The sequence below is a fragment of the Variovorax boronicumulans genome (assembly GCF_029892485.1).
Lineage (GTDB): Bacteria > Pseudomonadota > Gammaproteobacteria > Burkholderiales > Burkholderiaceae_C > Variovorax > Variovorax boronicumulans_B.
The window spans coordinates 113402-127286 of record NZ_JARXVG010000013.1 but is presented as its reverse complement, the minus strand read 5'-3'; the positions used below and the strand labels follow the sequence as shown (position 1 = coordinate 127286).

Annotated in this window: 13 protein-coding genes; 3 read left to right on the top strand and 10 right to left on the bottom strand. The window is 65.7% G+C overall.

What is annotated here, in order from left to right; translation table 11 throughout:
- Positions 1–12: 12 nt before the first annotated feature.
- The 6 genes from M2282_RS25785 to M2282_RS25760 form a co-directional block, all read right to left on the bottom strand.
- Positions 13–1062, bottom strand: a complete 1050-nt coding sequence (locus M2282_RS25785) for a type IV secretion system protein (protein WP_280811621.1) — start codon at positions 1060–1062, stop codon at positions 13–15.
- 234 nt (positions 1063–1296) lie between these two features.
- On the bottom strand, positions 1297–2028 hold the full coding sequence (locus tag M2282_RS25780; RefSeq protein WP_280811620.1) for a type IV secretion system protein: 732 nt from the start codon (positions 2026–2028) through the stop codon (positions 1297–1299).
- Positions 2021–4561: a VirB4 family type IV secretion/conjugal transfer ATPase gene (locus tag M2282_RS25775; RefSeq protein WP_280811619.1), complete on the bottom strand. Its 2541-nt coding sequence runs from the start codon at positions 4559–4561 to the stop codon at positions 2021–2023. Before M2282_RS25775 ends, M2282_RS25780 begins: the two co-directional genes overlap by 8 nt.
- Positions 4540–4908, bottom strand: a complete 369-nt coding sequence (locus M2282_RS25770; RefSeq protein WP_280811618.1) for a type IV secretion system protein VirB3 — start codon at positions 4906–4908, stop codon at positions 4540–4542. The genes M2282_RS25775 and M2282_RS25770 overlap by 22 nt, the downstream gene beginning before the upstream one ends.
- 13 nt (positions 4909–4921) lie before the next feature.
- Positions 4922–5254 (bottom strand): TrbC/VirB2 family protein, encoded by a 333-nt coding sequence (locus M2282_RS25765; protein ID WP_280811617.1) that lies wholly within the window; start codon positions 5252–5254, stop codon positions 4922–4924.
- Positions 5251–5817: a hypothetical protein gene (locus M2282_RS25760; RefSeq protein WP_280811616.1), complete on the bottom strand. Its 567-nt coding sequence runs from the start codon at positions 5815–5817 to the stop codon at positions 5251–5253. Before M2282_RS25760 ends, M2282_RS25765 begins: the two co-directional genes overlap by 4 nt.
- 237 nt (positions 5818–6054) lie before the next feature.
- Between M2282_RS25760 and M2282_RS25755 the strand changes: the two genes are divergently transcribed.
- On the top strand, positions 6055–6843 hold the full coding sequence (locus tag M2282_RS25755; RefSeq protein WP_280811615.1) for a ParA family protein: 789 nt from the start codon (positions 6055–6057) through the stop codon (positions 6841–6843).
- Complete coding sequence (locus M2282_RS25750; protein WP_280811614.1) at positions 6840–7739, top strand: ParB/RepB/Spo0J family partition protein; 900 nt, start codon at positions 6840–6842, stop codon at positions 7737–7739. The genes M2282_RS25755 and M2282_RS25750 overlap by 4 nt, the downstream gene beginning before the upstream one ends.
- Positions 7740–7837: 98 nt before the next feature.
- On the opposite strand, the gene M2282_RS25745 is transcribed toward M2282_RS25750, so the two are convergent.
- On the bottom strand, positions 7838–8827 hold the full coding sequence (locus M2282_RS25745) for a GlxA family transcriptional regulator (RefSeq protein ID WP_280811613.1): 990 nt from the start codon (positions 8825–8827) through the stop codon (positions 7838–7840).
- Between the two features lie 316 nt (positions 8828–9143).
- On the opposite strand from M2282_RS25745, the gene M2282_RS25740 reads away from it, so the two are divergent.
- On the top strand, positions 9144–9854 hold the full coding sequence (locus M2282_RS25740) for an autoinducer binding domain-containing protein (protein WP_280811612.1): 711 nt from the start codon (positions 9144–9146) through the stop codon (positions 9852–9854).
- A 42-nt stretch (positions 9855–9896) separates the two neighbouring features.
- On the opposite strand, the gene M2282_RS25735 is transcribed toward M2282_RS25740, so the two are convergent.
- The 3 genes from M2282_RS25735 to pabB all read right to left on the bottom strand — a co-directional run bounded on the left by M2282_RS25735 (position 9897) and on the right by pabB (position 13679).
- The gene (locus tag M2282_RS25735) at positions 9897–10493 is read right to left on the bottom strand and encodes an acyl-homoserine-lactone synthase (RefSeq protein ID WP_280811611.1); all 597 of its coding nucleotides are present in this window, start codon (positions 10491–10493) and stop codon (positions 9897–9899) included.
- A 146-nt stretch (positions 10494–10639) separates the two neighbouring features.
- Positions 10640–11503, bottom strand: coding sequence for a DMT family transporter (locus tag M2282_RS25730; protein ID WP_280811610.1), 864 nt, complete (start codon positions 11501–11503; stop codon positions 10640–10642).
- Positions 11496–13679 carry an aminodeoxychorismate synthase component I gene (pabB, locus tag M2282_RS25725; protein WP_280811609.1) on the bottom strand — a complete coding sequence of 728 codons (2184 nt, stop codon included), beginning with the start codon at positions 13677–13679 and terminating at the stop codon, positions 11496–11498. Before pabB ends, M2282_RS25730 begins: the two co-directional genes overlap by 8 nt.
- Positions 13680–13885 lie beyond the last annotated feature (206 nt).

The window sequence follows — 13885 nt, the reverse complement described above, 5'->3', positions numbered from 1 at the left end:
GCCCGCCCTCCATTAGCGATTGCGCGACAGGCCCGGCATGACCTGCTCTCTTGGAAGCACGGTGCCGCCGCGACGCGCAGCGCCGAAACCTGCCATCGAAGCCACGCCGGTACCAAAGCGATTGCCTGCCAAGCGGCGGAACGAATCCCAGCGGCTACGCGGTTCCCGCCGAAGGCCGTCCAGCACGCCGCGACCGAACTCGTAATTTGTGCGCTTGGCTCCGCCCATTGCCCACCGCGCCAATCCGCTGACGAGGCCGAATGAACTGAGTGCGACGCCGCTCGCAAGCCCGGCCGCGATAGACATGATCTGGCGCATAACCAGCAGCACCAGAGAAGCACACAGAACCAAGTTCAGTGCATCCACGGTCACGATGGCCGCGCCGCGTGCGGCCGTCTGTGCGGCGTAGGAAGAAACGATCTGAAGCATGAGGCTTGCCACCAGCGAGCTTAGGACGGCGACCACTGCATAGTTGGCCAACTGCGCAATCCACGCCTCAAAGAATCGGCGTGTGGCCTCGAAGAAAAGCAAACAAATGAAAACGGGGCCCAAGGCGAGGATCAATGCCAACGCGAGCCTGGACAAAACAAGCAGGAAGAGCGCGTAGACGGCCACGCCTCCGATGATGAAGTAGACGATGGCTCCAGCCAAATAGAAGCCAAAGTCGCCGTTCAATACACCGCCTTTGTTCCAAAGGTTTGAAGCAACGGTCCCGCCTTTGTCCCATATCGTGTCAATCACGGACACCGGGTTCGATGCACCTGTGATCTTGGCCGCAAGCTGGACTGGTGCGTTGAAAAAGGTGTCCACGATGACTCCGTTGTAAAGCCAAAGTCTCAGACCGACGCCCAGTACGATCGCGATGAAGAAGACGCGCTTGACCCCCTCCCATATCGGTTCTTGAATTCTTCCGGTCAGGCTAAGGAATCCCCAAATCATTACGTAGATCGTCGCGAGCGTTACCACTGCAGGCTCAATGGCACCGGCCACGGTCGCCGTTTTGGCCGCGAGGTATTCGGTCAATTGGTCGTTGAGCCACGTCCAGAATTGTTGAAAGAACATTGCGCGTCCCTTCGAACTTCATTTTTTGGAGCCGCTAGCAGGGCGCATCGTCGGCTGAAATCGATTCTGGAAGTCCCCATGCTCGGCCCTTGATGCTGCCGGATTGGTCGTCTCGGACGGTACGCCTCCGGGGGACGCGGTTGGAGACCAGTCCTGTCTCAGAACGCCATAAACGCCGCCCATGGCAAGTACAGCAATCACAAGGATGACGGTCGTTGGTTTGGACATGACGATTCACGGGTTGGGAACAAACCGTGCGTTGAATCCGCCATGGCCTGAGATGACTTGCTCCCGAGTACGCTGCTGCTGGGCCGCTTCCTCGGCCCTTGCAATCTGATAGAGGCTCTGCAGCTTTGTCTGCTCATTGGTGAGCATGTTCTGCTCGGCCTGGATTCTTGCCTGCAGGTCCTGGATCGCCTTGGGGTCATGTGCAGAAGCGATGCGACTGATCAGCAGTTGCAGCGCCGCGAAACGCTGGCTGGTGTTCTGGTATGCGCTCTGTGTCATGCCGTTGAGCAGCGCTGCCGATTGCCGCCCCTGCTCGACGATCTGCCGCAACTCCGGACTGAGCGTCTCCATCTGCGTTCCTGAGAGGATGCTGTTGGCCTTCATGATCGACTGCACTTGGCTGGCCAGCCCCGCATAGCCGGCCGACGTGCCGTTGAGCGTATTCATCAGCTCACCATAGCTGGGCGGCAGGTAGTTGCGCGCGAGCTCCGAGGTGGGCAGCAACTGCTCCATGCCCCGGCTCCCAGTCATCGCGTTGTGGGTCTGGGTCAGCTGGTCCTTGGATTCCTTCAGTTGGTCGTATTGCTTCTGCATTCCGGAGATCTGCTGCTGCCAGTACATGACCTGCTGAATCAGGTTGGCAACGGCGGTGACATCGATCACCGGGATACCGGCTTTCGCGTGCAGCGGGGCCAGCGAAGCCGCCGCGAGGACGAGGGCAACAAGGAACCTACGCATGGGAGTTCTCCTGGTGTGAGAGCGAACGGGGAGGGCGGCTGGCCAGCGCCTTGCGGAAAGGCGGCAGCCATTGGTCGGGATCCGGTCCGAAGGTCGCGATGCATTCGCGCATGAGGCGGACGTTGTTGGTGCGCCCGGAAATGACGTGCAGCGCGTCATCGAAGCCGTGGAGATCAAGCTGCGCGACCACGCTGACATGGTTCTGCTTGATGAGGAACTGCCGGGAGCCGGGCTCGAGTTCCTGCTTGATGAGCGCGAACTCCCTGTCCGTCAGGTTGAAGCCCTGGGTGTACTCGTCGTATTCCGCCTCCGGATTGGGGAACAGGATCTTCGTCGGCGTCTGCTCGACGATCGCGCGCGCGATGCCGGAATCGAGCACATGGCTGGTGCTCTGGGTGAACGTAGCAATGTTCGCGTTCTTCTTGCGCCAGGTCTCCAGGCCGTTCTTGGCGAACCTCGCGAGCGCCGGGTCGCTCAGGAGCTTGGCGAATTCGTCCATCCAGCACACCAGCGGGCGGCCATCCACCATCCGGTTGACCAGATAAAAGAGGTACATGGTCAGCGGCGCGCGCACGACTTCGTTGTCGAGGAAGTCGGTCACGTCGAAGCCGACCAAGGCGTGCCGGGCGAGCAGCGGAGCCACGTCGTCGCGATCGTTGTCGAATACCCAGGCATAGTCGCCGCGCTCCGAGGCGCACCATCTGCGAAGGCGCGCGTGCATCCCCTCGGGGTCCGTGATGTCGAGGAAGGCGACCAGACGGGACAGGCGCCTGAACGAGCGTTCGAGCTTCAGGGTGCCATGCAACGCCTGGTCAAGGTCGTCCTCCTGACGGACGCTCAAGGTATCGGTCGGCGTGCGCATGACGAGGCGCCTGAGCCAGTGCCGCATGAACTCGACGTTGTCGGTGACCGCATCGTCGAGCTGCAGTGGATTGCAGCCGGTAGGCACGCCGTTTTTTAGCGGGAGGTACTGGCCGCCCAGCGCTCGCACCAGGATGTGCAGGCCTTCGTCCTTGTCGAAGATGACCTGCGTGGCATCGAGTCGATTGCAGATCGCCACCATGCAGAAGCCCAGCAGCGTGGTCTTGCCGGTACCGACCGGCCCGACTCCGGTGATGTGTCCGACGTCCCGGCGGCTGCCCCCGTCTGCGCTGCGCGGCTCGCTCGCATGCAGCGAGAAATAGTAGGGCGAGCCGGCGCGCGTCATGAACATGGCCAGCGCATCGCCCCAGTAGTTGCCCGTGGCGCGGCCGGTCGGGAAATTGTGGAAGGGCGACATCGCGGCGAAGTTGCGACTGGTCACGGGCGCCTTGCGGCTGCGGTAGCCGAAGTTTCCCGGCAGTTGCGCCCAGAAAGCAGCCTCCAGTGCGAGATCCTCGCGCGCCACCACCATGCCGGTGTCGCCCAGCAGGTAGCGGGCACGAGCCACGTTGTCATTGAGCTGCTTCAGGCGGGGCCGGCCTTCGGCCTCGCCGACGCCGTCGTAGGTGTCGGCCAGCACGTGCAGGCTGAAGTGGTGGTCTCCCATCACGAAGCGGTTGCTCATCAGGTCGTCCAGCGCGTCCTTGAGCTCTTCGGCCTGCGAGACGGCCAGGTCCCCGGCGGCCGCCATCCTGTGATGCTGACGGCTCATCATGTCGGTCGCCGTGCCTTTAGCCAGAAAGGTGAAGCTTTGCGTGAGCACGAAGGGGAAGGGGGCGGTCAGCAGCGCGCTGAACATGCCCGGCGCCGTGGGCGTGGGGTACTCCTTGATGCCGAGGAAGGCGCCGATCCGCGTCTGGGTGCCTGTGCGGTATTCCATGGCTTCGTTGCCGAAGAAGGGCCGGGTGGTGGCCAGAACCTCGTTGAGGGGTGAGCGCGGCAGCGGCATGCGCTGCCATTCCCCGTTAACCAGCAGGCCGTGGAATTCCATCAGGGAGGAAAACAGCACATCCTCTTCGTGCAGCCGATAGATGCCAAGCGCTTCGGGGTCGTAGCGCTCCAGGGCCGCGAGCAACTCCTGGCGCAGCTTGCCGCAGGCATCGAGGGCATCGCGCAGTTCCGCCTGCGCACCCTCCGGGTCCGCGCGCCTGAAGAGCCGCAATGCGGCGTTGCCGATGCGGGTCGGCTGCGGCCGGAAGACGACCGACAGGTACAGCTCGTTGACCATCAGCCGCTCGCCGGCCATCTTGCGGCGGTACCGCTGCTCGATTTCATCGGCGAACCCGGGAACCGTCCGCCCGGCCGGATAGCCTGTCTCTCGACGCCGGATCACATGGCTCCACAGGGCCAGGTTGGGCGAGGCGATGTTGCGCAGCAGGACATTGAGGCGCTCGTGCCAGCTGTTGATGTCATCGTCGTCCGCGCTTTCGAAGCTCGTGCCGGCCAGGCGCAGCGTCTGCACATAGTCGCCCGCGCGCGTTCGGGCCACATGGTCGTCCACATGCGACGACAACGGGATCATGGTTGCGGCGCCGGCTTCGCGGCGAAGCGTGTGCTCGGAGCGTGACAGCAGCTTCATGGCGAGCCCTGTCAGACCACCGCCACGGGCCAAGTCCGCATGCGGCGGCGCCCTCGCCAGTTGGGCATGTCCAGCGCCAGGGGGCTGTACGAGTTCGCACGCCAGAACCGCAGGTTGCCGCCGAGCATGGCGAGCAGGCGCGTGCGGCCCCACAGCTGCAGCAGGTCGAAGAAGCGCGGCTCGTACAGGCAGACCAGGTAGAGCACCCCGTGGATCGGCACGAAGGCCAGCAGCCAGGCGAGGCTCTTGGTCACGATGAACGACTCGGTCGTGACCACGATGTTGAACATCATGGCCGAGTAGGTGACGCCCCAGACCATCGACGGCCGTGTCATGCCGACGAACAGAGGATCCGCGGCGATGCCCTGGTTGCGACTCACGATTCGCTCTCCCTCACACCCCGAACAGGCCCCGTATCCAGGAGACGATCTGGGGGCCGCCGAAGACCAGCACGGTGCCGATCACGACGGCCACCATCCACCACCAGCTCAGGCGGCCGAACCAGGCCATGGCGCCGGAGACCATCACGGCGACTGCCGCCAGCGGCGTCAGGATGGCAACGAGTTGCTGCTGGGTCGCGTTGGCGCCCGTCGCGAACGGGCTTCCGGCCCAGACGATGTCGGCAGGTGCGGCCGCAAGCAGGGCGATGAGCAGGCATCCGATCCATCGGGTTCGGACGCCAAATCGCACTGCGGGCCGGATGTGGTGGATCGAGCATGCGGTCATGGCGAGACTCCAGTGGCCGAGGAAGATCCCGCGGGCGCTTGCCCGGACGGGGGCGCGAGAGAAACTGAAACCGATGGGTCAATGCGCCGGCTGCCGTCATAGACGTCCCACCAGGGCGTCGATGCCGCGCGCTTGCCGGCGGCGGCAGGGGCCCTGGTGGCCTCAGCGGCCATGGGTTTGACCGCCATGGTCTGGGCGGAGGTACGCGAGGTGGACGCGATCTCTCGCTGGATGGCCGCGATATCGCCGAGCGTGCGAACGCGCTGCGCCTCGGCTTCGGTCGCTGCCTGCATATCGGACGCGGCGAGCCGCTCAGCCTTACGGCGTTCGAGATCCTCCAATTGCGCTTGCGACCTCCCGAGCTCCTCGCGAAGGATCGCGATGCGGTCGCGGTCGCGCGCCGCCTGCTGCTGGCGACTGACGACCTGCGATGCGCCGGGCTCCACCTGCGCCCACAGGGTGCGGGCGTGCGCCATCAAGCCAAGGACAACAAGCACGGGAAGCCAGGCCGCGTATCGGCCCTTGTCGGTCGCGTGCCTGCGTTGAACATCGGGTGCTTGCATGGGGCGCAATGTCCGCCTCGGCGCATGCATGTGTCGACTATTGCTTTTGACAGTGGCATTGCAAAGCGCGGGCGGCGATATTCGTGAGCGACGCGGCATGGCGATCCATCGGACCAACGAGGCAAGGCCTCCGGTGCGTCGGGACAGCTCTGTCCGCATGTCAGTGGCATTCCGCACAGCGCGCCGTGCGGGTATCGAGGCCCGGCACAGCTCGCGTCGGGGCCTGAGGAGCAAGTCATGGGCAACGTGGTCATCTTCGGCAACCAGAAAGGTGGCGTCGGCAAGTCGACCCTGGCGGTGCTGTACGCATGCTGGCTGGCCGAGATGCGACGCCAGTCGGTGTGTCTGATCGATCTGGACGCTCAGGCGAACAGCTCCAAATCGCTGCGCAGTGCCTCGGCGATCACCGAGGTGGTGGAACTTTTCGGAGGCGATATGGGCCCGATCGTCCAGTCCCGCGCGCAGAACATTGCCCTGGTGCCGGGCAGCAAGAAACTGGCCGATGTCGAACTCGCGAGGGCGGATGTCGTGATCCCTACATTTCGCAGGAACGTGATTCGCTTGGCGCAGGAGTTCGACGCAGTCGTGATCGACACGCCGCCAGCACTGGGCTTGCGCATGAGCGCGGCGCTGATCGCTGGCCACGCCGTGGCCTGCCCGATCGAGTTGGAGGAGTACAGCATCGATGGCGTCGCCGACATGCTCAGAACCATCTTCGGGGTCAGACAGCGCTACAACCCGCAACTGCGGCTGGCGGCCATCGTTTTGAACCGGTTCAATCCGCATTCGTCGCGGCAGAAGGCTGCGATGCAGGATCTGGCCTTGAACTTCCGGGAGTTCGTGATACCGGCACGGATCTCGACCCGCTCGGCCATTCCCGAGGCGCTGGCCGCGGGCGTGCCGGTGTGGCGATTGCCCAAGAGCGCGGCCCGCGAGGCGAGTCTCGAGGTGATGCGGATGTTCGAGTTGCTGCAGCAACGCATCGACGCCTCGAGCATGCCAGTGCCCGCGGACGCGCAGCCATGAATGCGCCCGACGGGCTGGACCTGAGCGTGCTGTCGCAGTTCAGGGCGGCCGATCTGCTCACGGGTGAAGCGACCTCTGCGGGCGTGGGCAAACCAATGCAGGTAGCGATCGACCGCATCGACTTCGACCCACGCCAGCCACGCCGTCGCATCCGTAGCGAATGCATCGAGGACCTTGCCGCATCGATCCGAGAGCATGGCGTGCTGGAGCCGGTATCGTTGCGTTGCCATCCCGAACATCCGGACCGGTACATCGTCAACCGCGGCGAACGCAGGGTGCGCGCCGCGCGCCGGACAGGCCTCGCTACAGTCCCGGCATTCGTGGACGAGCGGATCGATCCCTTCGCCCAGGCCGCGGAAAACCTGCACCGCGAGGACATGTCGCCATTCGATCTGGCCTCCTTCATCGCCGAGCGGGAAGGGGAAGGCCATTCCCGTGCCGAGATCGCGCGGCGGTTGGGCAAACCGCGTTCCTTCATCACCGAGGCCGCTCGGCTCAGCGACGCACCGCCGCAATTGCGGCAGGCGGTCGAGGAGGGGCGGGTCGGCGGGGACGTGCGATTGCTCTACGAGCTGGTGGCCATCGCGAGAGATCGCCCGCATGAACTTGAGGAACTGCTGGCGCGGGACGGCCCGATCGGGCGGGGGCAGGCAAGACATCGCGCGCCGTCGCCCCACGCCCTCGGGGGCTCGGCGCCAGCGGGGTCCGGGAGCGAGCACACCAGGGTCAACAGCGCCGGCCGCACGGTGCTTGTGGTGGAGCATGGCGGACGGCGCGGGTCGCTGCGCATCAAGGCGAAGGACGGCGACGTCGGGGAGGTCCGCTTCGGCGACGGCACGCGTGCCTTGCTGCCGTTGGCAGACCTGCGGCTGGTGTGCTGGGCCACAGAAGACTAGCGATGCGGCATTGGTCGACGAGTCATTGGCGCTCGACATGCGGGCGCGTCGCGGCGGGCGGTCTGGCAACGGGCAGTCGCTGTTGCGCCGGGAAAGACCTACGCCCGCGAGGCAGCGCCCGCACTCTTCATTGCGGCGTGGCGCCGCCGGTACTCGCGCGGCGTCATCTGCAGGTCGCGAACGAAGGCTCTGCGCATCACCTCCTGAGACCCGTAGCCGCACTGCCGAGCGATGGCCTTGAGGGGAAGTGGGCTCGTCTCGAGCAGGCGGCAGGCGGCGTCGAGGCGCATCTGCTGTACGCCCCGTCCGGGCGAGAGACCCGTCGCGCGTTCGTAGAAGCGTGCGAAGGAGCGCGTGGACATGTGAACCTTCTGCGCCAAACGGGCGACGCTGAGGTTCTCCTGCAGATGCGACGCGATCCACAGATGCAGCGTGCCGATCCGCGCGTCGATCACTGGCGGCTCGGTTGACACCCGTCGATGGCGCGGCATGCCGTAGCGACGGCGGCGTGGTCCGGCAAGGCGCGCGGCGAGCATGTCCGCAAATGCGGCACCTCGGTCCTCAGCGATCCACGACAGCGCCAGGTCTTCCCCCTGGTTCGGTTCGATGACCCGCCAGCTATGCGCTTTGGTGCAAGCCGCGGACAGGCCTGCGCCCTGCCCACGGCGCGGTGCCGCCGGCGCGGCGCTGCCTTGTCGCCGCACCGCGTGGACGTCTGGCGCACGCGGCAGCAAAGCTCGGGCACCCAGGACGGCGCAGCGGCTCAGCTGCCTCCGGTTCCAGGAGAGCCATTCGCGCAAACGCCGCACGCTCGCCGGGCCAGCCGAGCCCGGATCGGGCTCGCCACTGATGAAGAGCGTGCTCGCCCGACCGACGAGCCGGTGCGGCAATGCACGCGTCGAGAGTGCCACACCACTTGAACTCAGGGCCTGGCCGCCCGTTGCCGAGGTCAATCGAACGTCGTAGCCGGCGAGCTTGCCGCGTGTCCTGCGCAACGCGGCATTGGCGACCTTGAAGACCGCGAGCATGCGGATGATGTCGAGAAGAAGGAATCCGGGAAGCAGCAGGAACCAGACCTTGTGCATCATGAGGAGCCACCGTAGGTAGGATCAATCCGGAATTTCACAACGCTGCCGCACCGCGCCAGTGCGCGTAGCGGGGCTCGCGAGATTGGCAGAAATGGTGGTGAATTTTGCCTCCGGACTCGACGGGGCGCTTCTAGACTGTCGCACCCTTGCCTCCATCGCATGCTGAGTGGCCGCCGGGTGCAAGCAGCCGGTCGACCCGCGCGGATCGGTTCAAAGGCTGGAGCCGCTGGCCTTCTGGCCTGGCGGACTCGACTCCGCGAGCCTCGACTGTGCTCGCGATACGGGTGGGGGTGCCGACGACGCAGGAAGCGCACCTATGAACGATTGGACCCAGGATGTTCTCGGTCGGTTGAGCCAGGCAAGCGAGCCTTCGGAGGTGCTCGCGCAGATCAGCGTGGCAAGCAGGCACCTCGGCTTCGAGCACTGCGCCTACGGGCTGCGCACGCTCGTGCCCTTCACCCGACAGAAGACCTTGATGTTCAGCACGTACGACGAGCGGTGGAATCGCCGTTACATCGATGCCGGATACCTCCAGGTCGATCCCACGGTCGCTCACGGCGTACACAGCGGCACGCCCGTGGTCTGGAACAACGAAGTCTTCCGGAACGCCCCCCAGATGTGGGACGAGGCGCGCTCGTTCGGCCTGCGCGTTGGCTGGGCGCAATCGGTCTTCGAGCCCGATGCGCGGGTCGGCATGCTAACGCTTGCGAGGTCGGGCGAACCGCTGACGGCCGCGGAGATGCTCGCCAAGGACCTCTTGCTGCAGTGGCTGGTGCATACCGCCCACCGCGCGTTCTGCCGCCTTCTGGGAGGCAGCCCGCTCGAGGGGATCGAGCCGCTGAGCAGACGACAGGTCGAGGTGCTGCGCTGGACGGGGGATGGCAAGACAAGCGACGTGATCGCATCCATCCTTGGCATCTCGAAACCCACGGTCGAATTTCATCTGCAGAAGGCCATGGCCAGATTGGGCGCGCCCACCAAGAGTTCGGCCGCGGCAATCGCTTCACGGCTCGGGCTCCTGAACTGATTGGAGGGCCGCAGGGGGCGCGCCAGCCCGGCTGCGGGGGACTCAACCGACCGCGTCGGCGCGCCGGTCTTGGCGCGGACACCAGCTCGTGTCCACGTCGATGAAACAGGCAAAGAGATGCTGGCCCTCGATCAGCACCGGAGGCGCCGCGCGGTGCACGGACAGGCCCGCGCGACGCAGGATGCGCTCGATGCCCAGTGGCGACGCGCTGATGAGCCGCCGTCCTCCATGCCTGGCGACGGTCCGCATCGCAACGCGCAGCATGTCCAGCGCGAGCGACCAGCCATGTGGACTCTCGCCCGCGCTGAGCCGCATCCAATCGGCAGCGGCAAATCGCGACAGTTCCCAGACGTCAGGCGAGCACGGCGCGGGCGTGTCGCCGAGCAGTTGAGGAAAGACACTGGCGAGCAGATAGGGCTTGTGCGTGGGCAAGAGGCGGCTCGTGCCGACAATCTCCCCGTCCGTATTGCGCGCGATCAGATAGATGGTGTCCTTCCGGTCAAATTCGTCCAGCTCGAGCCGACCGCGCGTATCGAGCTTCCAGCCCAGCTTCTCGACGAACACCTCGTGCCGGTAGCGCGCCATGTCGAACAGCACGTCTGCCGTAAAAGAGTCGATCGTTCCCGCAATGATCTCCATGAGGTCACCTCGTTGAATGAGGCCCGCATTACAGCGTGATGACAGGCGCGAGAACACTGTCAGAGTTGATAGGGCTGCGAACGTCGTGACGAGCGCTCCATCGAGCGCCTGCGAACCATGGCGGGCGGACGGTTCGGTCTTTTTACCTACCGCCGCCGCGCGGTCCAGACGGTGAAGGCACCGGCCGCGACGATCAGCAGCACGCCGACCGCGGCCTGGCGCCGAGGCATGTCGCCCCAGATCGCGTATCCCAGCAGCAAGGCCCAGACGATCAGGCTGTAGCGAAAAGGTGTGACGACCGAGAGATCGACGCCGCGGCAGGCGACGATGAGCGCGAAGTTGCCGAGCGCCGCGCAACCCGCAGCCGCCGCGAGCGTGCCGAGCTCGTACCGCGTGAGCGCCGTCCAGCGTTCCGCGAGACCCAGCAGCAGGCCCGCCAGGCACACGGCGAGCGTGGTCGCGATCGCGATGGTCGACGAAGGGATCGTGGCGGGGATGCGCCGTGTCACCAGGTCGCGCGCAGCCAACGAGGCGGCGCACAACAGCGCACAGGCAAGACCGGCCGCGGGGACATCTGGTTGCCCGGCAGGATGCATGACCAGCAGGACGCCACCAAATCCCGCGGCAGCAGCCAACAGACGCCCACCACGCCAGGGCTCCCACCGCAGCGCCATCGCCGTGGCGGCGATCATCAGTGGCGCGGTCATCATGAGCGTGCTCACAGTGGCAAGCGGCGCCAGCGACAGGGCCACCACGGAGGCGAGGGCCGTCGTGACCTCGAGTCCGCAGCGCACCCCCACGATCGGGCGCAGTGCCATTCGCCAGCTACCGCGCGTGCCCCGCGCGATCGCCACAACGAAGATGGTCGCGAACGCACCGCGCACGGCAAGCACCTGTCCGGGCGGCAGGCTTTGCGCGGCCAGCTTCACGAAGACATCGTTGAAGACGTAGCAGCCCATGGCCACCAGCATGAGCAGGATCCCCCGGCGATTGGCCTGTGCGCTAGCCATTGGCGGACGGTGGCGGCGTCGGGGTGACGTCCGGAGCCATAGGTGCGGGTGACGGCTCCGGGAGCACCGAAGCGCTTGCGGCACTTGCCTCCACGCCCGTCCCTGGCCGCGCGCCGAGCGGCGCACCGCAGCGTCTGAGAACATCCCACAGCGCCTGTGCCTTCAGCACGATCTCCTCGACTTCGGCATCGGGATCGGACATGGCGACGATGGCACCGCCCGCACCGATAGAGATCCGGCCGTTGGCCGATACCAGCGTGCGGATCACGATGTTGAGCTGGGCCGCGCCGTCGAGCGACAGATAGCCGATGCTGCCAGAGTAGATGCCGCGCGCAGCATCTTCGAGTTCGTCCAGGATCCTCATCGTGCGCACCTTGGGGGCGCCGGTCATGGAACCGCCGGGGAACGCGGAGCGCACACAGTCCATCGTCCCCAGTTCCGCTCGCAGCCTCCCGCGGATGGTGCTGACCAACTGGTGCACGGTGGCATAGGTCTCGACCGCGAAGAGGCTCGGCACGTGAACGCTGCCGACTTCGCAGACTCGGTTGAGGTCGTTGCGCAGCAGGTCGACGATCATCAGGTTCTCCGCGCGGGTCTTCTCGTCGGCGACCATGGCGTCCGCGATCGCCTCGTCTTCGGCCGGTGTCGCGCCGCGCGCCGCCGTCCCCTTGATGGGCTTCGATTCCACCTCCCGTTCGCCGGAGATTCGCAGGAAGAGTTCGGGCGAGGCGCACAGCACGGCATAGCCGCCGATGCGCAGGTAGGCCGCATAGGGCGCCGGATTGTGCTTGCGCAGGACCCGATAAACCTCCAGCGGTCGGATGCGTCCTTCGCCGACCAGTTGGTTCGTAAGGCAGACCTCGTAGGTCTCGCCCTGCAGGATTTCGTGCTGGCAGCGCAGGATGAGATCCCGGTAGGTCGCCAAGTCCACCCGCCAGGCCAATGAATTCAGCTCGCGGGCCGCGTCCGCGCCGTCTTCCGGACCCGCCACCTGTGCGGCTTCCAGCCGCTCGCGCATGGCCTTCATCCAGCGGCGATTCTCATTGCATGGGGCATCCTCATCGAGGCAGACGATCCATACCTGCTGCTCGAGATGGTCGAAGGCGAGGAAGCGGTCGGCGAGGATCCACATCGCGTCCGGCGTGTCGGCGTCGTGGGCGCGTGCACCGTCGAGCTCGCGCTTGAGCTCGTAGCCGAAGTAGCCCACGAAGCCACAGGTGAAGTCGAAGGGAAGCTTCGGGCCCGTTGGCGATTGGCCCGGGAGGTGGTCGCGCAGGTAGTCGAAGATACTCTCGTCGCGCACCTGAACGACGTCGCCCCGGCGCACCATCAGTTCGCGGGGCGCGGTACGGTAGTTCAGTACCTGGGTGCGCGGACCGCTCGCATCGCCCATGAAGGAAAAGCGCGCCCGCCCGGCTTCGGCGAGGCTGCTGTCCAGCCAGAAAGCGCAATCGCTGTGAGCGAACGTGCTCATGAACACAGCCTCGGCATCGGCCGCGGTGTCGATGCACTCCGCGTGCAGCGACAGCGCCTGCGGACCCTCAAGGTGCAATGCAGGTCCGAAGCGATCCCGTGCCTCGCGTCGCGGCGCCTGCGCAAGCCATTCCAGCGTCAAGTCTCTGAAGTTGCGCAGCAGCCGCGCGCCGAATTCGGTGCAGATCGACTCCGGATGGAACTGCACCCCCCACCAGGGCAGCGAGACGTGGCGCAATCCCATCAATGTGCCGTCGGACGTCCAGGCGAGCGGCTCCAGGGATGAGGGAAGCTGCGTGACCGCCAGCGAGTGGTAGCGGACCGCCTCGAAGCGGTCTGGAATGCCGGCGAAGAGATCGCGCTGCGCGTGCGACACGCGATCGAGACGCCCGTGCATCGGCCGCACCGCCAGATCGACCCGGGCGCCGCAGTGGTGGGCGATGGCCTGGTGGCCGAGGCAGACGCCGAGCACGGGTTTGCGGGAACGCTGCAGCGCGTCGGCCGAGATGCCGAGGTCGGCGCGTCGCTGCGGACGCCCGGGCCCCGGCGAGATCACGATGTTGTCGAAGTGCATGCGCTCGACCTCGTCCCAGTGCATCTCGTTGTTGCGCAGCACGATCGGCGGTTCGCCGTTGCAGGCCGCCAGGTACTGGTAGAGGTTGTAGGTGAACGAGTCGTAGTTGTCGATCAGCAGCGTGCGCATGGGATGCTCCTTGGCGGTAAGCGGAGCTGTGCATCGTTGAAGATCCGTGTCCGCGTCGCAACTGCGCAATGTGCTAGTTGCCCGGCGTGGGCCGCTTGCTGAAGGCGGCGCTGCAGATCCCTGGTGGATCAGGGTTCACTCATCCTTTGCCCTGAACCCGATCGCAGTGGACAGGAGCGTCGCCCACGGTCTCGCTGCACGACGCT